General features: G+C 43.8%; 15 protein-coding genes. All 15 read left to right on the top strand.

Features of this window, described 5'->3' with window-relative positions:
- Window positions 1-3 precede the first annotated feature (3 nt).
- The 15 genes from ACJ8HB_RS03455 (at window position 4) to ACJ8HB_RS03385 (ending at window position 23765) form a co-directional block, all read left to right on the top strand.
- Entirely contained in the window at window positions 4-1530 is a 1527-nt protein-coding gene (locus ACJ8HB_RS03455) for a membrane protein (RefSeq protein ID WP_047568493.1), read from the top strand.
- 17 nt (window positions 1531-1547) lie between these two features.
- A complete protein-coding gene (locus tag ACJ8HB_RS03450; RefSeq protein ID WP_047568491.1) occupies window positions 1548-2531 on the top strand; it encodes a polysaccharide pyruvyl transferase family protein in 984 nt (327 codons plus the stop codon).
- Window positions 2532-2831: 300 nt separating this feature from the next.
- On the top strand, window positions 2832-3923 hold the full coding sequence (locus ACJ8HB_RS03445; RefSeq protein WP_047568489.1) for a glycosyltransferase family 4 protein: 1092 nt from the start codon (window positions 2832-2834) through the stop codon (window positions 3921-3923).
- Window positions 3924-3952: 29 nt separating this feature from the next.
- Window positions 3953-5089 (top strand): polysaccharide export protein, encoded by a 1137-nt coding sequence (locus ACJ8HB_RS03440; RefSeq protein ID WP_072021577.1) that lies wholly within the window; start codon window positions 3953-3955, stop codon window positions 5087-5089.
- Between the two features lie 10 nt (window positions 5090-5099).
- The gene (locus tag ACJ8HB_RS03435) at window positions 5100-5531 is read left to right on the top strand and encodes an arsenate reductase/protein-tyrosine-phosphatase family protein (RefSeq protein WP_047568487.1); all 432 of its coding nucleotides are present in this window, start codon (window positions 5100-5102) and stop codon (window positions 5529-5531) included.
- 15 nt (window positions 5532-5546) lie between these two features.
- Window positions 5547-7700, top strand: a complete 2154-nt coding sequence (wzc, locus tag ACJ8HB_RS03430) for a tyrosine-protein kinase Wzc (protein ID WP_047571665.1) — start codon at window positions 5547-5549, stop codon at window positions 7698-7700.
- A 99-nt stretch (window positions 7701-7799) separates the two neighbouring features.
- Complete coding sequence (locus ACJ8HB_RS03425) at window positions 7800-8864, top strand: glycosyltransferase family 4 protein (protein WP_072021576.1); 1065 nt, start codon at window positions 7800-7802, stop codon at window positions 8862-8864.
- A 47-nt stretch (window positions 8865-8911) separates the two neighbouring features.
- On the top strand, window positions 8912-10087 hold the full coding sequence (locus ACJ8HB_RS03420; protein WP_373275940.1) for a glycosyltransferase family 4 protein: 1176 nt from the start codon (window positions 8912-8914) through the stop codon (window positions 10085-10087).
- A gap of 111 nt (window positions 10088-10198) precedes the next feature.
- On the top strand, window positions 10199-11632 hold the full coding sequence (gene wbaP / locus ACJ8HB_RS03415) for an undecaprenyl-phosphate galactose phosphotransferase WbaP (protein ID WP_047568485.1): 1434 nt from the start codon (window positions 10199-10201) through the stop codon (window positions 11630-11632).
- A 94-nt stretch (window positions 11633-11726) separates the two neighbouring features.
- On the top strand, window positions 11727-12893 hold the full coding sequence (locus ACJ8HB_RS03410; RefSeq protein ID WP_047568482.1) for a hypothetical protein: 1167 nt from the start codon (window positions 11727-11729) through the stop codon (window positions 12891-12893).
- A 1233-nt stretch (window positions 12894-14126) separates the two neighbouring features.
- On the top strand, window positions 14127-17141 hold the full coding sequence (locus ACJ8HB_RS03405) for a DUF4214 domain-containing protein (protein WP_047571664.1): 3015 nt from the start codon (window positions 14127-14129) through the stop codon (window positions 17139-17141).
- Between the two features lie 389 nt (window positions 17142-17530).
- Entirely contained in the window at window positions 17531-19303 is a 1773-nt protein-coding gene (locus tag ACJ8HB_RS03400; protein WP_047568475.1) for a type I secretion system permease/ATPase, read from the top strand.
- 52 nt (window positions 19304-19355) lie between these two features.
- The gene (locus ACJ8HB_RS03395) at window positions 19356-20687 is read left to right on the top strand and encodes an HlyD family type I secretion periplasmic adaptor subunit (protein WP_033637755.1); all 1332 of its coding nucleotides are present in this window, start codon (window positions 19356-19358) and stop codon (window positions 20685-20687) included.
- A gap of 2 nt (window positions 20688-20689) precedes the next feature.
- Window positions 20690-22066 carry a TolC family outer membrane protein gene (locus tag ACJ8HB_RS03390; RefSeq protein ID WP_016928415.1) on the top strand — a complete coding sequence of 459 codons (1377 nt, stop codon included), beginning with the start codon at window positions 20690-20692 and terminating at the stop codon, window positions 22064-22066.
- A gap of 274 nt (window positions 22067-22340) precedes the next feature.
- Window positions 22341-23765 carry a mannose-1-phosphate guanylyltransferase/mannose-6-phosphate isomerase gene (locus ACJ8HB_RS03385; RefSeq protein ID WP_047568472.1) on the top strand — a complete coding sequence of 475 codons (1425 nt, stop codon included), beginning with the start codon at window positions 22341-22343 and terminating at the stop codon, window positions 23763-23765.

Here is a 23765-nt window from a genome sequence, read left to right as displayed (position 1 = left end):
TAAGTGGTAAATAAAAAATTAATGGCGAAAAACACTTTCATGCTGTATGGCCGCATGTTGTTAATCATGTTTGCGACGCTATATACATCACGAATGGTTCTGGAAGCCTTGGGGGTTTACGATTTCGGCTTGTATAGCCTGGTCGGCAGTATAATCGTACTGTTCTCGTTCATTCAGAATGTTTCGGCTTTGGCTACACAGCGTTTTTTATCTGTTGGCTTGGGGAAGATGGATTTCGTCTGGACGAATAAAGTATTTAACGTCAGTATAATTGTTCATTTAATCATATGTGCCTTGATAATTGTCGTTGCAGAGACAGTTGGACTTTGGTTTTTACTGCATAAGTTAAAAGTACCAGAAGCAAGGCTAGATGATATATTTTGGGTATATCAAATATCAATTCTTTCTTTGCTTTTTCAAATAATGCAAACGCCATTTATAGCATCAATGATTGCATGTGAAAAAATGGATTTATTCGCCAAAATCGGTATATTTGATGCCTTCCAGCGATGGCTTATGGTGTTTATTTTCTCGATCTCGGCGGTTGAAAATAAAATCATCGGCTATGCGATATTCTTGCTAATAGGCTACTTTCTTGTCTTTTCGGTTTATCTTAAGTTTTGTACTTCTCGGTTAAGTATTTGTAAAATAAATCTACGCCAGAAGGATAGTGCGAGTTTGCTGAAGGAAATTTTCTTCTTCTCTAGCTGGTCGATGCTGGGGTCACTAAGCGTTGTAGGGTTGTCTCAGGGGATTGCGTTACTAACCTACTATTTTGTAGGAGTCGTAGCTAACGGTGCCGTCTGGCTAGCAGAACAAATATTGATTGCCTTTAATAGAATTATCGGTACTTTGCAGACAGCATTTAATCCTCAAATAATAAAGCAGTATACGATTGGTAACCATCATGAAGTTGAGTCTCTTTTATCGCTATCCTGCAAATTAACAGCGTTTGTTGTCATGGTTTCTGCAATACCGGTTTTTATTGATGCAAAAGTTATTGCTGGAATTTGGCTAAATACTCCTCCTGAGTATTTGGTCGGTCTTATAAAAATAGTTTCCATATATGTTCTGATAGATTCAATGTCGGGGCCTTATGTAACTGCAATTTATGCAGTTGGGAGGCTTAGGAACTATCAAATTATAGTTTCTTCAATCATGTTACTCTCTCTCTTACTCACCCTAATTCTTTATTTTTCCGGCTACTCTATCTACATTGCAGTTTCTGCACGAATAGTTTGCACTTTATCTTTGTTGATATTTAGAGTCATTTATGTAAGTAAAACCATAGGGATTAGCGTCAATCGTTTTTTATTTTATGACTTCCCTCGCTTGGTATTTGTAGCTTTAGTTTGTATTCTTTTAAGTCATTACTGTAGTTATTATATGGTAGGTGGTTTCTTTGGGGTCGTTAGTTTAACGTTAGTTAACTTCTTTGCTGTCTTGATCATGTTTTCTCTGTTTATCGTGAGCAAAAAAGAGAGGGTAAACATTATCAATATGATAAAAAATCGATTTAAACGGGTTTAATATATTAAGGTTGAAATATGAATAATGAGTATGGTGTATTAACTTATGAAAGTGAAGTATATGTTAAGCGAAATTGGATTAACCTTGGTGACTATGTCCAAAGTACAGCGGCTAAACAATTTTTCCCTCATGTAGATAAATTCATCCCTCGTGACCATATGAATTCATATGCAGGCAATAAAGCCAAAATGATTATGAATGCCTGGTACATGGATTTACCTGAAAATTTCCCTCCATCAGATAATGTCTGTCCGCTATATGTATCGATACACATTAACTCGACGGTTGCAGAAAAGATGTTGACCCCGGCAGCAATCGAGCATTTCAAAAAATACTCACCCATAGGTTGTCGCGATTTCTACACTCGTGATTTGTTGCAAAAAAAGGGGATTGATGCATACTACTCAGGATGCATGACATTGACCTTAGGAGAGTCATACAAGAGAAATAAAGTTACTGATGATGTATATTTCATCGACGTAATGTATGACTCCAAAACGTTACCTGAGCTAATTCGTCAGCCTCTTCGATTCGGTAAACGAATTCTAAATGGACGGGCATTTGAATTCACCCATCGTAAAAAAATACTAAATCAGTACTTCGATGCAGAATTATTAGAGCAAGCCAAGTTTGAAACACAAATTATACCGTATATTGATGCGAAGGAAGGGTTTAAGTTAGCCGATGATTTCCTGCGACGCTTGGCTAATGCAAGACTGGTAGTGACGTCGAGAATTCACACAGCATTACCGTGCTTGGCAATGGGAACTCCAGTTATCTTCGTTAATGGCGGTTTTAAGAATAAGGTCGACAATTGTCGATTTGATGGTCTGTTTGACTTCTTCAATAGAATTGATGTTGATGATAAAGCTGAGTCGACTACAAACTTTGAGTATTCTGGTGAAAAAATAGGGCTTAGAACTCTTATCAAAAACAAAGACATTCACCTTCAATATGCAAATGAATTGATAGCAAAATGCAAAGATTTTGCACAGAGCTAATTTCTTGATGCTACACAGTAGCATGCTATTCAACCGAATACCTCGAAAATAAATTCTAGTTATTATATGGATATGGTCATAGAAACTTTTGTTTTATTTATTTATAAAGCTTCAGTTCAGATGCTCACCATATTCTAGTTGGATGATTTTTCTTGGTCGCTATAGACATAGACGTTTTGTAATATATAAATAAGGACTGCTTTGAGTTTTAGCTAACACAACAAAGTAGTCATTATTTTTTTATGAATGTTGCCTATAAATAAAAACCAAATCGTAGTATAGGTACGGGTAGCCCTGCGTATGAATGATATGATAGAAAGTGATATTAAACTCTTTTCTTCAGCGCTTGACGATTGTCCAGTATGTTTCATTTTCCCCTCCAAAATAGTGGGAGGACATGAGATTATGGCGATAGAACTTATCAAGTTACTGAGGCAGCAAAAAGAATTTAAAAAAAGAAATTTTCTGGCGTATGTTCCTATCGATAATCTAAAAATAAAAAAAACACTGTTTGAAAATGAAATTGCGTACGAATCATTTAAAGCCAATTTATTCAAACCCGAGTTCCTACATGCTCTCTTTAATCCTGTATACGTATCACGCTGCATCAGGTTGCTACGCTCAACCCCAAAGGGAAGTAAAATAATTGTTGTTCAGGGTGATATTCTCCAGGGACTGGGTTACTTTGTCGCGGGGAGATTGCTTAATAAAACTGTGAGTAGTTATATACCATATGCTCATTCTTTCAAGAGAATGGCGGCAAAAGCTGCATGGCTAAAAGATAGTTTTTCAACCTTAGCTTATAGGCTATGTAATAATTATATAACGATATCGAAAGTTTTTGAAAAAGAAATAATAAATAGGAATAGGAAAGCAAAAGTCCTTGTTGTTCATAATTTCGTTGAAAAAACCTCAGCATCTTTCACTGTGCGAGAATTTTGTGTCACTGATGTCGTTAATATTTTCATCATTGGCCGTGTGCAATTTCATCAAAAAGGGCATGATGTATTAGTAGAAGCCCTTTCGGGGATTGGCGAATATCAAATTGCATTGCATGTAGTTGGTGACGGTCCAGATCTAAAAAATTTAAAAAACATGCAGGGAAAATTACCAGACAACATATCGATGGTTTTTCATGGCTGGGCAACCAACTCTTGGGATGTGGCAGAAAAGAACAAGATTGATTTTCTGGTAATACCATCGCTGTTCGAAGGCGTACCGCTTGTCATGCTGGAAGCTTTGGAAAGAAATGTGCCAATCATTGCTGCTGCTAGGGATGGTATGTTAGATTACTTACCTACGGACAGCCTATATGATGTCAGTGGTGATTCTGTGATGGCTCTTCGGAGTAAAATAATCGCTCACATTCGCCAGCGAACGCCAAAAATTTAACTTAAATATTCAGATGGTAGTGATCAATAATGATAAACCCAAAAGTTAAAGCTTTAGCAATCATTGTATACGGAGCTATGTTAACGGGGTGTGCAATTGCACCCGGTCAGCACCTAACAACTGATAGCAAAAATGTTGTTAAACAAGAAGATAGTGACTTTCAGATTGATGAACTAGTTAACATTTACCCTTTGACTCCCTCGCTTATTGCCAAACTTAGACCGGTAAAAGTGGTTGCACAGCCTAACGTATTATTAGAGCAAGCAACGAAGAATTATGAGTACAGAATTGGCGTTGGTGATGTTTTAAACATCACAGTGTGGGATCATCCAGAACTAACTACGCCTGCAGGCCAGTATCGTAGTGCGAGTGATACCGGTAACTGGGTACAATCCGATGGGACCATCTTCTACCCTTACATAGGTAAGGTTAAAGTTTCAGGGAAAACAGCCAGCCAGGTAAGAAGTGAAATCTCTAGTCGTCTGACCCAATATATTGAAAGCCCCCAAGTGGATGTGAATATAGCTGCCTTTAGATCTCAGAAAGCTTATATTACTGGTGAGGTTGAGAAGTCAGGTCAACAGCCAATTACCAATATTCCATTGACAGTATTGGATGCCATTAATGCGGCAGGTGGACTCAGTGCTAATGCCGACTGGCGAAATGTAGTTTTGACACACAATGGTAAAGAGCAAATACTATCACTTCAAAAGTTGATGCAAAATGGTGATTTAACGCAAAATCAGTTGCTCTATCCTGGTGACATCATTTATGTACCACGTAACGATGATTTGAAAGTTTTTGTTATGGGTGAAGTCAAATCCCCGGCGACATTAAAAATGGATCGCAGTGGTATGACCTTAACAGAAGCATTAGGCAATTCTGCTGGCTTGGATCAAAACACTGCTGATGCAACAGGTGTGTTTGTTATTCGACCTCTGCGTGGAACGCAGGGAAAAAAGATTGCGGATATATATCAACTTAATATGGCTGATGCTACCGCTATGGTAATGGGTACTGAATTCCATTTACAGCCTTATGATGTTGTTTATGTTACAGCTGCACCTGTCGTTCGTTGGAACCGTGTCATAGTACAGCTTGCTCCTACAATCTCTAGCTTTAATAATTTAACCGAAGCTAGCTTGCGTATCCGAAACTGGCCGTAGGAATTGAGACATGTTTGATTCAATTTTAATTGTTTGTGTCGGAAACATATGTCGTTCACCTATCGGTGAACGTTTACTAAAGGAGTTGCTTCCTCACAAAGATATTAGCTCTGCAGGCATTTCGGCCTTAGTTGGCAACTCTGCTGATGCTAAAGCCATCAATGTTGCTAATGCACATGGGTTAAGTCTGAATGGGCATGTTGCACGCCAACTAACCACCGAAATGTGCAGGAAAAGCTCACTTATTCTTGTTATGGAACGTAAACACATTGACGCTGTGTGCCAATTCTCACCGGAAGCACGTGGAAAAACGATGCTTTATGGCCATTGGAACGATAGAAAAGAAGTCGTCGACCCCTATCGTAAGAGCGACGAAGTCTTTGAGTTTGTCTATAAGCTGTTAGCTGAGTCAGCGCAGAAATGGGTTAAAGCACTAAATTGATGAATAGAGATGACAATGACTGAAAATAAAAGAGCTGGCACTACTGGCAATGGTCAGGATGACATCGATCTCGGCAGATTATTTGGAATACTAATTGATCATCGTTGGTTGATCATTGGTATAACCCTTTTATTCTCTGTTGTGAGCATGGTATATGTCATATTCGCAACTCCCGTCTATCAATCAGATGCTTTAATTCAGGTTGAAAATAAGGCAGGGAATGCGATACTTAGCGATCTGTCACAAATGATCTCTAATAATGATTCCAGTACTTCATCGACCGAAATAGAATTGATCCAATCTAGGATGGTAGTAGGGAAAACTGTCGATGATCTTGGTCTCGATACTATAGTTTCTGTCAAAAGATTCCCTATTCTTGGTCGCGCCTGGGAGCAGCTAATCTCAGAGAAAGAACCCAAAATTGCACTCTCACGCCTTAATGTACGTGAAGATCTGATTGGTTCGCAGATGGAACTTAAGGTTGTCGATAAAAATAATTATATTCTGTCAGCTGATGATACGGAAATTCTTAAAGGGCAAGTAGGCACACTATCAACATCGGATTATGCTAGTTTACTTGTAACAGATATAGATGCGGTTCCCGAAACGATTTTTTTTGTTGAAAAAGTACACAAGATTAATGCGATAAATACAGTTTTAAAAGCTTTGACTGTTGTGGATAAGGGAAAGGATACCGGCGTTCTTAATCTCAGTTATTTGAGTACTGATCCCGTTCAAGGCAAAAAAGTGCTGCAAAGCATTAGTAATAATTATTTATTGCAAAATGTCGAAAGAAAGTCGGAAGAGGCCGCAAAAAGTCTGGCTTTCTTAAAAGAGCAATTACCAATCGTACGAGAGTCACTAGATACGGCTGAAAACAAGCTGAATCTTTTCAGGCAACAAAACTCTTCTGTCGATCTCTCTCTTGAAGCGAAATCCATGCTGGATACTATCGTATCCACAGAGTCACAGCTCAACGAGCTAACTTTCAAAGAAGCCGAGATATCCAAGCTTTACACTAAAGAGCACCCTGCCTATCGGGCATTGTTAGAAAAGCGTAAAACATTGGAGACAGAGCGAGGTAACTTAAATAAGAAAATTAATGGAATGCCGAAGACTCAGCAGGAGATAATTCGGTTAACACGTGATGTTGATGCAGGTAAAGAAATTTACATGCAGTTATTAAATAAACAGCAAGAATTAAGCATCACCAAAGCGAGTACAGTTGGTAATGTCCGTGTGGTTGATCCTGCAATCACTCAGATCAAACCTGTACAACCACGTACGTTGTTAATTATTATCATTGCAACAATTTTAGGTTTGCTGATATCCGTCAGTATTGTTTTGCTAAAAACAATGTTGCATAAGGGAATCGAAAGCCCAGAGCAGCTTGAACAGGAAGGAATAAACGTATATGCGAGCATTCCGTTTTCTGAATGGCAACAAAAGAAAGATAGAGAGACGTTTGTTCACTATAAAAAACGTCATCAACCAGGCAAAGGTAATCTTCTTTCTACAGAAAACCCTGCAGACCTAGCGATTGAAGCTATTCGAAGTCTTCGTACTAGTTTGCACTTCGCAATGCTTGAGGCAAAAAATAATGCTTTAATGATATCTGGTGCTAGTCCTAATATTGGTAAAACTTTTGTTAGCATTAACTTAGCTGCTGTTATTGCTCAAACAGGGCAAAGGGTTCTTATTATAGATGCCGATATGCGAAAAGGTTATTCGCATAGTTTGCTGGGCTTCGAAGGGACAAATGGTTTATCAGATATTTTAGCTGGGAAAATAGGAATAGAGAGCTCGATAAAGAAAACTGACATAGAAGGAATGGACTTCATTTCTCGTGGCCAGGTTCCACCTAACCCTGCTGAACTATTGATGACCTCGCGCTTTGGAGACCTTGTTGATTGGGCTACTAAAAATTATGATCTCGTGCTTATCGATACGCCTCCGATTTTAGCTGTTACTGATGCAGCTATCATAGGTCACCACGTTGGAACATCTTTAATGGTTGCCAGATTTGCGATGAATACCGTTAAAGAGATCGAAGTAAGTATGAGGCGTTTTGAGCAAAATGGCATTGAAGTTAAAGGTATTATTTTGAATGCTGTTGAGCGACGGGCTACTAACTATTATGATTATTATCAATATGAGTATAAAAGCTAGAGTTTAGTTTTTACATTAGGGTAAGATTTCTTTCTTACCCTAATTTATCACATGCTTTTTCAAAAAGATAATAGTCAAAAATAAGGTGTTTATCTGGTTATGATATATGTCAACGCGAGATTTTTAACGCAAAATCTGACTGGAGTACAGCGATTTGCAGAGCAAATTAGTCTTGAATTTAAGAAAATAAGAAACGATGTTGTATTCCTAGCACCTCCAGATATTTTGAGAGACGAGATAGCATCTAAGCTTAATGTAGTAAAAATCGGAGAGAGAGGAGGGCACTTTTGGGAGCAGATAACCCTTCCTAATTACCTTAAGAATAATGGAGGAGGGCTCCTGATCAATCTTGGTAATACTGGTCCAGTTTTTTATAGAAACCAGATCGTAACACACCACGATGTTACGTATAAAAAATTCCCTCAAAGTTATTCATGGAAGTTTCGCTCTATTTATAACACCTTTATTCCTTTGATGCTAAAGAATAGTCGTGCATTAATAACGGTTAGTGAGTTTTCTAAGGATGAAATTGAGAGTGTTTACCACTATGGAAAAAATAGAATAAATGTCATCTATAATGCATCGAGTGACATTTTCAAAAAAAAATTAACAATCTCTAACTCCCTGGGTCCGAATAAATATTTTTTGGCCGTTTCTTCTCCTAGTTTTCATAAGAATTTTCATGGTTTAATAAAAGCTTTTTCAAAGGCAGAAAACTTTGATGGTTACTCTTTAAAAATAATCGGTAAGAAGAGCAAAAATCTTGGTGGCATAGATTTGGATGAGTTGATCAGGAATTGTAAAAATAAAATTGAATTTCTTGGTCGGGTTTCAGATGAAGAACTCGTTGAACTTTATTCAAACGCATATTCATTCATATTCCCCTCTCTATATGAGGGATTCGGTATTCCTCCTTTGGAAGCGCAAGCATGCGATTGCCCCATTCTGTCATCTAACGCAGCTTCAATGCCCGAAGTTTTGTCGGATAGTGCAATCTTCTTCAATCCTGAAAATGAATCTGAAATTATTAATGCAATGTATATGATAAGAGATAACCCAACGCTTCGTGTTCAGTTAATTGAAAAAGGTCGCGAAAATGTTAAAAGATTTTCTTGGGTTAACTCAGCGCAACAATTGAATACTCTTGTTGATTGCTTAAATTAGAAACTGATCCGTTTAATGTTGCATCAGTTCATCTGAGAATAAATGTTATGACTCAAGGGATTTCTATGTTTCAAGAGAAAATCAACGTCGGAATTGTTGCTGATTGGCTAGTTACGTATGCCGGTGCAGAGAAGGTTATTAAAGAGTTTTTTGAAATTTATCCAGAAGCTGATTTATATTCTGTTGTTGACTTCTTATCTGATGAGTCACGTATTAATTTCAAAGGCAAGAAAGCCAAAACTACGTTTATACAAACTTTGCCAAGGGCGAAGAGAGCATACCAAAAATACCTTCCATTAATGCCTCTTGCCATAGAGCAACTAGATGTTTCTAATCACAATGTTATTCTGTCTAGTTCACATGCTGTATCAAAAGGGGTACTCACAGGCCCTGACCAAATGCATATTTGTTATGTTCATTCACCAATTCGCTATGCGTGGGATTTACAGCACCAGTATTTAAAAGAGTCTGGTTTAGACCGCGGGTTGAAGGGAATGCTTGCAAAATGGTTGCTACATAAAATTAGGATTTGGGACTGCAGAACGACTAATGGCGTTGACCATTTTGTGGCAAACTCTCAATTTATTGCTCGCAGAATAAAAAAAGTATACGGACGTGATGCAGATGTCATTTATCCGCCTGTGGATGTCGAGCGTTTCAACTTCTGCTCAGAGAAAGAAGATTATTATGTCACCGCATCACGCCTCGTACCTTATAAAAGAGTCGATCTTATTGTTGATGCATTCAGTGGCATGCCAGATAAAAAGTTGGTTGTGATTGGTGATGGTAGTGAGATGAAAAAAATAAAGTCGAAAGCAGCCGGAAATGTTGAAATTCTGGGCTATCAAACCAATGATGTAATGCAAAAATATATGGAAAGGGCTCGTGCATTTATTTTTGCAGCGGAAGAAGATTTCGGTATTACTCCAGTAGAAGCCCAGGCTTGTGGCACTCCTGTGATTGCTTACGGAAAAGGTGGGTCTCTCGAAACGGTAAGGCCGTTTGGAGTTATGCACCCAACGGGTATTCTATTTGATCAGCAAACGCCTCAATCTGTGATAGCTGCTGTCCAGCATTTTGAAAAAATAAAAGATAACTTTGTTGCTGAAGATTGTCGAAATCATGCGATGAAATTTTCAAGTGAACGTTTCAAGAAGGAAATGGGTGAATATATCTCATCCAAATGGGAACAGTTTGAAGAAAGCAAGAAAATTGTATACTAATTTATTATGGTGGGCTCTCGAATAGAATGCATTAGCTGAGATAAATGTAGTGTTTTATTTTGTTCGAGTTTTCATAAGGCGATTAAGGCCATTCAGGAATGGGTAAAACTGATGAAAAGAAATAATATATTTTTTGGGGGGGCTTTCCCAAAAGTATTTCTTGCTGCGGCTGATTTGTTGTTTTTTAATTTAGCAATTGTTTTTGCTTATTTTATTGTGTGTTTTGTGTTTGATAACGTGTCTGTTTTTATTCCTGCGAACGAAATGAATATGAGGTTTTTATCTCATTTCTTTCTTTCTGTCATTTGCATAGGATGGTTTTGGACTCGACTCAGACACTATTCTTACCGGAAGCCTTTTTGGTTTGAATTGAAAGAAATTATAAGAACATTACTAATTTTCGCGGTTCTAGATCTGGCATTAGTTGCATTCTCAAAATGGAACTTTTCTCGGTTACTATGGTTGGTTACCTGGACGCTGATCCTTGTTGCCGTTCCGCTAGGTCGTAGCTTAGCCAAACACATTCTGAATAAACTTAATTTGTGGAAAAAAAACACTATCATCATTGGGTCTGGCCGTAACGCATTTGAGGCATATGCTGCTTTACAAAGTGAAGAAGTGTTAGGATTCAACGTTTCCGCGTTTGTGTGCACAGATTCACCATGTGAAAGAGAATATAATGGTATTCCTGTAATTAATAGTGAAAAGGAATTATGGGAAATTGCAGACATAGAAAATACTCAATTCATTGTGGCTCTCGAATTTGAGCAACATAGCTTGCGTGATTGGTGGCTAAAAAATCTAGCAAAACACAATTGTCGTTCAGTATCTGTCATTCCTACTTTACGAGGAGTACCCCTTTACGGTACTGACATGTCATTTATTTTTAGTCATGAAGTGATGATTCTTAGGGTCAGCAATAATTTAGCAAAGCGCTCATCGCGTTTTCTTAAACGTATCTTTGATATTTTCGGTTCATTTGCAATAATGCTTGTTTTGTCACCAGTACTGCTATTCTTAGCTTATACTGTATCACGTGATGGCGGAAAGCCAATCTATGGTCATGAAAGAATTGGCCGTGACGGAAGAAAATTCAAGTGTTTAAAGTTCCGTTCAATGGTTGTAAATTCGCAAGAAGTCTTGGCTGAATTACTTGCTAATGATCCGGTGGCACGTGAAGAATGGGATAAAGATTTTAAACTAAAAAATGATCCGCGTATTACTAAGATAGGTTCTTTCATACGTAAAACCAGTCTTGATGAACTTCCACAACTTTGGAATGTTTTTATTGGCGAAATGAGTTTGGTTGGACCGCGACCTATAGTTGAGGCAGAGCTTGAGCGCTATGCAGGCGATGTTGATTACTATTTGATGGCGAAACCTGGCATGACGGGACTATGGCAAGTTAGTGGACGTAATGATATTGATTATGATACCCGAGTCTATTTTGATGCATGGTACGTCAAGAATTGGGCACTATGGAACGATATCGCTATCCTTTTTAAAACTATTAATGTCGTGCTTAAAAAAGATGGCGCTTATTAAGTGATTTGAGTTTATATGCACTTGCGTTTATCCGTTAAGTGCATATTTTTATAACGATTTTAACCTGTCATAAGTTTCTAAGAAAGGAAATATGATGACAATAGTGTCTGAGAATGTACTTCTTGAGAACAGTAAGTGTAGTGAGTCTTTTTATCTAAAAACCTTACGGTGGTTAATAGCACTATTTATAATTGCAAGCCCTTTAAGTCCCTTTGTTGCTAATACGACGATTTATTTGTGGATTCCGCTAGTATTTTTTGATTATCAATATATAAGATCTTTCAGGGCGGTCTCAAAGGCTGTCTTGCTTTGTGTCTTTATTTGGTTAAGCATGTGTTTTTTATTCTTTAGATATGATTTGGCGCTTAAGTCTTTTGTTCTTATCTTGGGGGTATCTTATCTAGTCAAAGTAGGAACACCTATTACCAATAAAGTTTATTGTTGCATGTTAATATCGATAGTATGGTGTGTAATACAATTCATTGCATATCAGATTAATCCCTCTTATTCTGCTGCGATTGGCCCAGGCTCCATATCGAAGTTTTTCTGGGGCGAGTTTGCAACGATGACTTTTACGAATCAATACACGCTTTTCCTGTTTCCCCGCATGTCAGGTTTATCACGAGAGGCGGGTTTTTTTGCTTCTCTGCTAATTATTTCTTTCATGATACGCACTAGGGATAATAAACTCAATTTTATCGAGAAATCACTTTTTCTTCTTGGTTATCTTTTCAGTCTCTCGAAATCTTCGATTACACTAGTTCTCTTCTTTATTCTTTACCCGATGAGAAAATTATTGAGAAAGGTCCCAGTTATTGTCACCTTTATCGGGTTTATTGTCATTTTCGTGTCACTAGCGCAATTTTTAAATATTGGGGCACCGAGCTACTTTATGGTTAATGACTCCATAGCTCACCGCTTATCAGCATCATATCTTATGCTCCATATGAACATTGGCAATCTTCTCTATGGCTGCAACACAGAGTACAATTGCATTGTAGACTACCAGCCCCTGGTCGGTTACCTTACTGATCAAGGTCTAATTCCTGCTGTTGGATTGTCCGGGTTAATTATGGACATGGGGTTACTTGGATTTGTTGGAGTGATATTTGCTTTTTTGATACTTAAACTGGATAGTTATGATGTTGCTATTGTAGCTATATTTACAGCAACGGTTTCTTTCTTTACGGTTGACAGTTTTATAATACTTACTTATTTTTATATCATAACTAATCATAAAGGGAAAAATAATTTTGAATAGTATTGTAAGATTGGTTGCTCAATGTTATTTAACGCTTGATCATGTTTGAAAATAAAATTATGTAAAGCTTGCCCCTCTTGAATACTGAGGGGTTATTTTTCGATAACGATTTTCTCAGCTATAAGTATTTTTTAGTGGGGCTTGACTTCGAGCCATTTTCATATGCTAATTAATCCCGTTATTTCGAAATAAATCCACTATCATCATCATCCTTGATACTGTGTGAAATTCTGCCGTTTGGCAATCCTAAGCTCTTCAACATCTCCTGCCACATCATCATCTTTCAGGGATTCCGTAGATCTTTGTGGCTTGAATATCCCAGTCTAAATTCAGTGTCCAACACGTCACCATAAACATCCCGTTCTATACAGACCCCAAACCCCAAACCCCAGTATTAAACTAATTTACTTAGTGCTGGTCTTTCCTGACTCATCCATTGCCATGATGCTATGCTTACATCTTTGGCTTAATTCCTTCTTGACAATAGTTTACAATAATTCCTTATAGTTAATTTCCACTATTCGTGACGTAGATAGATGTAAATGCATGGACATTCGTCGCGGAATATAGAGGCTATGTAGAGCGAATTTCCCTCGCATCACGCAGGCTCTGCCAGTGACAGATGATCTTTTTTTGAATCTGGCGATGTCTAAAGCCGAACCTGACATTCGTCCTTCTGCGGCTGATTTTTGCCTTCGAGTCATAATAGGCGCTGTCGTTTTGTTTCCTCATTGCTCATAAACCTTTTCCAATTGTTATATATGGCTAGGTTTCTTTTGGCTGACACACCTCGTTGTAAGAGAGAAGAAGAAATTTAGTACCTCTGTCCACCCAAGGATTGTTCTTCATACTAGATATTTTCATTAATAATATTTCCACGTTCTGTTTTAATAAATGTTTTTACGATGCCTTGTAGTTAATTTCATAATATATAATATTTTTAATTAGGTGGGCTGAGCTTATTTTTTAGAATGAGGTCAGACACGGTTTGTTCTTTATTTTTTTGTATGTGTCTGTTTTATTTGATTTTGTTCGGTTTTTATGTCGTTCTGTTAATTGTTGACTCTCTTTTTTAATTATCGTGAAATACGTTATTATCTTTTTGATTTTATATAGGAAATTTATTATTTTTAATTCTTGACAGCAAAAAGAAGCTGTACTTAACTTAAACTGTTAATCGTGGTTGTCTTTTTTGTTCTTTATCGTCCATCATATTGAATGATTGGGGGTTTTATGGCTTCTTTAGCAGTTCAAACAAATGTTGTTGCGATGTATTACGCTATACTGGGTCAGAAACCCAGTGGGGCTTTTTTTGACATTCAGGGCCAAAATATCCAGTATGGCCTGCAAACAACGAGTGATTTTGTTAACTCTGTACTGACATCACCCGATGGGCAAGCTCTTTATGCCGGGAAATCGGATTCCGATATTTTAACTGCCGTATATACCAAGGCTTATGGTGTTGCTCCTACAGCAGCTGTTCTGTCGGGGTATTTGACTAACGGTAACACGGTGGCGCAAAATATTGCATCACTTACTATTAGCCTGGTTACTTATAACGGGTTTGATAGTACTTTATTATCTCAGCAGCAAGCTTTTCAACAAATTTTGAATACTGCTCTCTATGCGGGAGATGGTGCTGCGACAGGTTTAGGGGGGACTACAGTTAAAGGGATTGCTTATATCATGGGGACTTACCCCACTGATGCTATCTTGCAATCCATTGGCACTGGGATCAACGGGGGCACAGCGACTGAAACTGACGCTGCAACTGCTTTACTGCAACTTCGTCCTGGCTTGATTACTGCTACTGCAACTAATTTTGTCAAAAGTATTTTTAAAGCTGGCTATTTACGTGATCCAACGGCTACTGAGCTTAATACCTATCTTAATGAACTCTCATCTGGGGCTAGTAGAGCTCAAGTGATTGTTAATGTATATGACACATTGAAAGCTATAACATCGGGTTCCGATTTAGCTGCCAAGCAAAAACTTGTGCTTAGTTCTCCAAGTTATAATGATGGTTATTTGCCGGCAAGCATGACCAACAAAGAGCAACTTGCATCTCTTTACTTATCTGTTTTTGATCGCCAAATTGATGCACTGGGGTTGAGCAGCTATACAAGGCAACTGGAGCGAGGAGCAAAAAATTACGACGGGATCATTAAAGAATTTTTGGTTTCTCGTGAATTTGGCATTCATTTCCCTAAAGGCATTACTTTAAGCGACTATATTCAGCTGATTTATACTGATGTGCACGGCGTTGCCGGTACTGCCGCACAGCTCGCGCCGTATATTGCTCTGGGCACGGATAAAACGGCTATCACGTTGGCCATCATAAACGACCTCCGCAACTCAACGGCCACTGACGTCACGACTGTAACCCAGCAGCATGGTTTCGAGTTCGACATCGGTACTAGCCTGCTGTACAAAACCGCAGCGTCTCTGACGGCAACGGCCGCCGGCGGCAACGCGACGGGCACCGTCAACACAGGCGCATCTCACCAAATTAGCAATGCCGAAACGGCAGTGTTGACGGATGTGCAACTGAACGCCAATGCCGCCAGCATCGTGAACCTGAAGTTCGCCGACCACCTGGCGAATCTGACCATCAACGGCACCAGTGCAGCAACGGTCAACCTGTCTGACAACGGGGTTAACCCTGGTGTCGATATTACCGTTAACAATGGCAACGTGATTCTGAACGCCAGTTCCGGGAATGATGATGTCATCGTAACGTCGACGGCCAATATCGCCACGGGCACCGGCGACTTTAACCTTGGCAACGGCAACGACTCGCTGAAATGGGCGGGGAATGCGGCAACCGGCGCAGCCAACACCGTCGGCGCCGGCATCTCCGCTAATGGCGGCGCGGGTACGGACTCCATCTCCGCCAACTTCATCACCAAAACCGTGGTGACCAACCAAAACGCCTTGGGCGTTCGTACCAGCACCGTGACCAGCAACGCCAACAACTTCTCGAACTTCGAGCAGATCGACCTGACCGGCTATATCGGCAAGTCTGTCGGCACGCTGATTACGACGCCGCTGATCGGTTCACCGACTACCACCAGCGTGACCACGCCAAACAACACCTTTGACTTTGGCCTGACCAACGGCACGTCCACGGTCGAAGGCACTACGGGCGGCACGGTTACGCAGAACGCAGCGGCCACCAATCTGGGCACACAGGGGTTTGTGGTCTCCGGTCTGGCTAACGTCAACGTCATCAACGCCGCCGGCGGCAACGCTGCGCAGTTGGCAGTGAAAGGGGACGCGACCGCTGCCAGTACGCTGAATTTCACCTTTGTCCAGAACGCCACCGATCACTTCAATATCAACTTCGATGCGGTGAGTTCTGCCAACGTGAATGCCGGCGCCATCACTCTCAACAGCAGCAGCAGTGCCTTGTTGGGCACCGCTCTGACCACGGTTAACGTGGCCTCGGGCGGTACCGGCAGCTTTGACAATATTCTGTCATTGGCCGGCACCAATGCGCAGGTTCAGACCATCAACGTGACCGGTGATCACGCGCTGGATCTGACGGTGGGCAGCGGTTTCAGCAACGTGCGTGATATCAATGCGTCCACCAATACCGCGGGGCTGAATCTCGACTCCAGCCATGGCGGTACCGGTGACGGTATCATCATTCAGTTGCTGAACATTCTGCCGCTGAGCGTTGTCACCACCAACCTGTTGGCACCGGTGTTGACGGCGTTGGGCCTGAACGGTTACCAAATGACCGTAGAAGGTTCCAGTGCTGCCGATACTCTGGGCGTGATTGGCAACACCACGCTGACCGGCGGCGCAGGTGCCAACACCTACGACATCAAAGCCAGTAACACGCAGGCGGGTGTGACCATCAAGGACTTTAATAGCCTCAAGGACTCGATTGTCGACGTGAACCATGGCGGCCTGACTATCTCCGATGACGCCAGCGGCACCGCGGTAGCGAACTACGGTACGCGTTCTGCCGACACGTTGGATGCATTGTTGGGGACACTGGTGGGCGGTTTGACCAATGGCGTTATCGGCCTGCTGGGCGGTATTCTTGGCCTGGATAGCAGCAACTCGCTGACGTCGAAAGTGGGTGTGGCATCCGTTGTATTCAGCGGTGGCGGTAACACTGCCAGCTCTTACGTGATTATCGACAACAACGATAACCACTCGCTGGACCTCAACGATACCGTGGTATACCTGACTGGGCAAAACCACCAGCAATTGGTGGATACGCTGCACTACGCGTAAGTATGAGTTCCAGTGGGTTATAATTCCCATTGAAACTGTTAGTCAATAAAGAATACGGGGTGTATAAACACCCCGTATTCTTTGAAATTTGTGAACTACGTCATTATCTCTAATTTATTCCCTTTCGTACTAAACCCGCTTTGCCCCGCCTGTTATTTACCCCACTGTTTTCATTTGTTTTTTTCTGTGGTTTGTGATGCGATTTTTTTTGCTTACGGCCTTGCTGGTATCCGCTTTCTCTACCTATAGTTAGAAAAAGTATCTGCAGTCTCGAGCATGTCTGGGGTGGGGTTCTTTAGGATTTATTTTATTTTTCCCTTTTTAGGATTTTCCTTATAAGAGTCCAATGCGGATTTTGACTGACAGTGCACATGATGTAAGGGCAGAAAGTGAACCAATTTATACCGCGCAATGAAATTGCGGATGTTATACGGACTCGCAGCAAGGTTTTCTGGACCGTTGGCATATTTACCGCATTTATTAATTTATTAATGCTAGTTCCTTCTATCTATATGCTCCAGGTTTATGACCGGGTGCTTCCTTCTCGCAATGAAATCACGCTGTTGATGCTGACGCTGATCATGCTGGGCATGTTCGGCATGATGTCGCTGTTGGAATACGTGCGCAGCATGGTGGTGATCCGCATCGGCAGCCAGCTGGATATGCGGCTCAACACGCGAGTCTATACCGCGGCCTACGAGGCGAATCTGAAAAACGGCTCGTCTGATGCCGGCCAGATGCTGAGCGATTTGACCAATCTGCGCCAATTCCTCACCGGCAGCGCGCTGTTCGCCTTCTTTGATGCGCCGTGGTTTCCAATCTATCTGTTGGTGATATTCCTCTTTAACCCTTGGTTGGGGCTTTTCGCTTTGGTCGGTGCGCTGTTGCTGATCGCATTGGCGGTGATCAACGAAATGGTGTCGAAAAAGCCGCTGGCGGAAGCCAGCAAGCTGTCGATTATGTCCGGGACGCTGGCCAGCACCAATCTGCGCAATGCCGAAGTGATCGAAGCTTTGGGGATGTTGCCCAACCTGAAACGCCGGTGGTTCGGTCTGCACCAGCGGTTCTTGAACAGTCAGCGCATCGCCAGCGAACGCGCATCGCGGGTCACGTCGATCACCAAGTTTGTGCGCATGTCGCTGCAATCATTGGTGCTGGGGCTGGGGGGCTGGCTGGCGATCGATGGGCACATCACGCCCGGTATGATGATAGCCGGTTCCATTCTGATGGGGCGAACCCTGGCGCCGATTGAGCAGGTTATTAACGTCTGGAAGAGCTACAGCGCGGCGAAGCTTTCTTATGGCCGGTTGGTCAAGCTGCTGGAAACGCATCCGCAACGGGGTACCGGCATGTCCTTGCCGCGCCCGGAAGGGGTGCTGGCCGTAGAAGGCGTCACCGCCACGCCGCCGGGATCCCAAGGCGATGCGGTATTGCATAACGTGAGTTTTGCCATCCAGCCCGGTGACGTGCTGGGGATCATTGGCCCGAGCGCGTCGGGGAAATCGACGCTGGCGCGTTTGCTGGTCGGCATTTGGCCGGTCAGCGAAGGGATTGTTCGGTTGGATAATGCCGACATCTATCAGTGGAACAAGGATGAGTTGGGGCCATATATCGGCTATCTGCCACAGGACATTGAGCTGTTTGCCGGGACTATCGCCGAGAATATCGCCCGCTTTAACGATATTGACTCAGATAAAGTCATTGAAGCCGCCAAGCTGGCCGGCGTGCACGAACTGATCCTGCGTTTCCCTAACGGCTACGATTCGGTGCTCGGCAACGGTGGCGCTGGGCTTTCCGGTGGACAGAAACAGCGTATCGGCCTGGCGCGCGCATTGTATGGCGACCCTTCGCTGGTGGTATTGGATGAGCCTAACTCCAACCTGGATGATGCGGGCGAGAAAGCGTTGAACCAGGCCATTATGTTCCTCAAGCAACGTAATAAAACGGTGGTTCTGATTACCCATCGCACCAATTTGCTGTCGATGACCAGCAAGCTGTTGCTCCTGGTAAATGGCAACGTCAACGCATTCGGCCCGACTCAACAAGTGCTTCAGGCGTTAGCCAATGCGCAAAAAGCGCAGACGCAACCGCCTCAGCAAGCGGTAAGGGCGGTAAATTCCGAGCCGGATGAAGGCAATATCCCGAAAACGCAAATTAATTAAGCCGTGAATTGCCTGGCGGCTTTATTGCCGTCCGCAGTTTAAAGGAGTTGGTATGTCGACGCACATTGGCGAGCCGCAAGACTCGTATATTGAAGAGATCCCGCAGGATGAACGGCGGTTTACCCGGATGGGCTGGCTGGTGGTGGGAATTGGTCTGTTCGGATTTTTGGCCTGGGCAGCGTTCGCGCCTCTGGATAAAGGGGTGGCATCGCCGGGATCGGTAACCGTTTCCGGCAACCGCAAAACGGTGCAGGCCCCGGCCAGCGGCATCATCAAGAATATCGCGGTGAAAGACGGCGACAAGGTGAAAGCCGGTGAAGTCCTGGTGCAGTTGAGCCAGGTGCAGGCACAGGCGCAGGTCGATTCCCTGCGCGACCAATACTACACCACGCTGGCCACCGAAGGGCGTTTACTCGCCGAGCGCGACGGTCTGAGCAACGTCACTTTTTCACCTATTTTTGCCCAGATCAAAACTCAGCCGCGCGTGGCTGAAATCATCGCGTTGCAAACGCAGCTGTTCGCCTCCCGCCGCCAGGGGCTGCAAAGTGAAATTGACGGTTATAAGCAGTCGATGGACGGGATTCGTTTCCAATTGAAAGGCCTGCAGGATTCGCGTGCCAACAAGCAGATTCAACTTTCCAGCCTGCGTGAGCAGATGAACAGCATGAAGCAACTGGCGGCGGACGGTTACCTGCCGCGCAACCGCTACCTGGAAGTGCAGCGTCAGTTTGCCGAGGTGAACAGCAGCATCGATGAAACCGTCGGGCGGATTGGCCAGCTGCAAAAGCAGCTGCAGGAATCTCAGCAGCGTATCGATCAGCGTTTCGCCGACTATCAGCGCGAGGTCAGAACGCAACTGGCGCAAACCCAAATGGACGCCAGCGAGTTTCGCAATAAGCTGCAAATGGCCGATTTCGATCTGGGCAACACTGCCATCACCTCACCGGTGGACGGCACCGTGGTCGGATTGAATATCTTCACTCAGGGGGGCGTCGTGGGAGCGGGTGACCACCTGATGGACGTTGTACCCAGCCAGGCGACATTGGTGGTGGATTCTCGCCTCAAAGTCGACCTGATCGACAAGGTGTACAACGGGTTGCCGGTGGATCTGATGTTTACCGCCTTCAACCAAAACAAAACCCCGAAAATTCCGGGAACGGTCACGTTGGTTTCCGCCGATCGCCTGGTCGACAAAGCCAACGGTGAGCCTTACTACCAGATGCAGGTCACGGTCTCGCCGGAGGGCATGAAGATGCTCAGTGGCGAGGACATCAAGCCGGGGATGCCGGTGGAGGTGTTCGTGAAAACGGGGTCGCGCTCGCTGCTGAGCTATCTGTTTAAACCTATTTTGGATCGCGCTCATACTTCATTAACCGAGGAATAATTTTGATTCAATCAAAACGACAGGCTGCCGGTCTGGTTATCGGCACCCTTTTGTTTGCGATATCTGCGCCGGTTTATTCGATAGGGATTTTAGACGCATATTCGCTGGCATTAGAAAAGGACCCGACTTTCCGGGCGGCTATAAAAGAGAAAGAAGCGGGAGATGAGAACGAAAACATCGGCAGGGCGGGGCTGCTGCCGAAAGTGTCGCTGAACTATCAGAATTCGCCGCGCAACTGGCAGACGCAAAAATATCCGCAGAGCGACTTTTTCGGCAATGTTTCGGAGGTCACCCGGCGGCAGCAATATCGCAGTTATTCCAGTTCGATCACGCTGACGCAGCCGCTGTTCGATTATGAAGCGTACGCGCGCTACAAAGCCGGCGTAGCGCAGACGATGATGTCGGACGAGCGCTATCGCGGTAAGTTGCTGGATCTTGCGGTTAGGGTGATTAACGCCTATGTCGAAGTGGCCTATTCCAAGGATCAAATCGCGTTGGCCGAGGCGCAAAAGGCGGCTTACAAGGAACAGCTGACCTTGAACGATCGCCTGATGAGCGCCGGTGAAGGCACCATTACCGACGTATCGGAAACCCAGGCGCGCTACAGCCTGGCCGAAGCGCAGGTCATCGAAGCGCGCGATGCGCTGGATGCCGCGCAGCGCGAATTGGAAGTAATTATCGGCATGCCGCTGAACCAGCTGGATGAGTTGCAGGTGTTGCGGCCGGGCAAGTTCAAGGTGGCGCCGCTGATCCCGTCCAAGTTCGAAGAGTGGCAAAAGATCGCGCTGGAGAATAACCCGGTGCTGGCCGCCTCGCGTCATGGCGTGGATGCCGCCAAGTATGACGTTGAAAGGAATCGGGCGGGCTTTATGCCGCAGGTTCAGCTGTATGCTTCGCATTCGGAAAACGACTCCAGCAGCGATAACACGGTTAACCAGAAATACCGCACCGACAGCATCGGCGTGCAGGTCAGCATGCCTATTTATTCCGGCGGCGGCGTTTCGGCGTCGACCCGGCAGGCGGCGGCGCGCTATGGCCAGGCGATGTATGAAATGGATGCGCAGACGGGCACCACGCTCAACGATCTGCGCAAGCAGTACAATCTGTGCATCAGCAGCCGCGCCAAGGTGGCGGCCTATGAGCTGGCGGTACAATCGGCCACCACACAGGTGACTGCGACCCGGCAAAGCGTGCTGGCCGGGCAACGTGTCAACGTTGACGTGCTCAACGCCGAACAGCAGCTCTATAGCGCCCAGCGCGATCTGGCCTCCGCCAAGTACGCCTACATCAAGTCGTGGATTACCTTGCTGAGCGACTCCGGGACGTTGGATGAAAAAGACGTTATGCGGGTAGCGCAGTATTTTGCCCGCAGTCGCTAGCAGCATATTCACTATGAGCATTAATCTGAAAGAGCAGCACTATGCTGCTCTTTTTTGCGTTAATACGTTATGTTATTGGCTGGTAGTTCCTTCTGTATTTATACTTGCCTGGTTTATTTTCATACATAATTTTCTGTTAAGGAACGGTAGGTTAGAAGGATGCATGCTTTTCGCAAAGTGTAACGATTGGTTAATATCCGTACGAATTTTAGAGTGATGCTGCTGACGTGCGGCGGCGTCCTTGTAAGAACGATGGCTGAGTAAAGGGTAGATAATGTCCAAACTAATTCCTGTGGTTATGGCCGGTGGTACTGGGAGTCGTCTGTGGCCGATGTCGCGAGAATCGTTTCCTAAACAGTTTTTATCTATTGATGACAGCGGGGTGAGCCTGCTGCAACAAACGTTACAGCGTTTGTCGGGTCTGACCGGTATCGAAGTTGCTGCTCCTCTGGTCATCTGCAACGAGGAACACCGTTTTTTAGTTGCCGAACAATTACGTGAAATTGGACAATTAGCGACCAATATTATTTTAGAGCCCGTAGGGCGTAATACTGCCCCAGCAGTGGCGTTAGCCGCTCATCTTGCTGCAGAGGAAGACGAAGAGAGTATGCTTTTGGTGCTGGCAGCGGACCATCTGATCACCAAAGTGGATAATTTTCACGCGGCTATTCAGACGGCTATTTCGTTTGCAGAAAACAACCAATTGGTCACGTTTGGCATTATCCCTGAGCACCCTGAAACGGGCTATGGCTATATTAAGCGTGGCGAGCACCTTTCCAATGCATGTTTCAAAGTTGATTCGTTCGTTGAGAAGCCGCGTTTGGAGAAAGCGGTCGAATACCTCGCCAGCGGTGATTACAGCTGGAATAGCGGTATGTTTATGTTCAAGACGGCCAAATTCCTGCAGGAACTGCAGCAGTTCAGTCCTGAAATTTTCAGCACAACCCAGCAGTCTGTGAGCAACAGTCAACGCGACATGAATTTTATCCGGGTTGAGCAAGACATCTTCAAGCACTGCCCTAGTGACTCCATCGACTATGCGGTGATGGAAAAGACACATGACGCGGTGGTGATTCCTATTGATGCGGGCTGGAGTGACGTCGGTTCCTGGTCCTCATTGTGGGAAGTGTCAAAGAAGGATCATTTGGGTAATGTCAACGTGGGTGAAATTATCTCAATCGATTCCAATGATAACTACATTTCCTCTGAGTCCGCGTTGGTGGCGACCATCGGGTTGGAAAACCTGGTTGTGGTCAACACCAGTGATGCCTTGCTGATCGCTCACAAGGACAAGGTGCAGGATGTGAAGAAAGTGGTTGATGAGCTTAAAAAACGCAATCTTCATCATTTTCGCCAGCATTCCACCGCCTATCGTCCCTGGGGCAAGATTTGCGATATCGACAGCGGCACGCACTTCCAGGTGAAGAAAATCATTGTGCGGCCAGGGGAGGGGCTGTCGGTACAACGCCATCTCCACCGTGCCGAACATTGGGTCGTCGTGAGTGGGACAGCAAGAGTTAACGTTGATGATCAAGAGTTCTTCTTGTCGGAAAATCAGTCTACCTTCATTCCTGCGGGCAGTGTCCATACGTTAGAAAACCCGGGAAAAATCGATTTGGAAATGATCGAGGTCAGGTCGGGGCACTATCTGGAAGAAGATGATATTGAGCGTTTGCAAGATCGCTATGGCAGAGTTTAA

The organism is Serratia sp. CY27727 (assembly GCF_052169275.1).
GTDB lineage: Bacteria > Pseudomonadota > Gammaproteobacteria > Enterobacterales > Enterobacteriaceae > Serratia > Serratia sarumanii.
The sequence above is the reverse complement of the archived record's forward strand: the minus strand, read 5'-3'. Positions and strand labels throughout refer to the sequence as shown.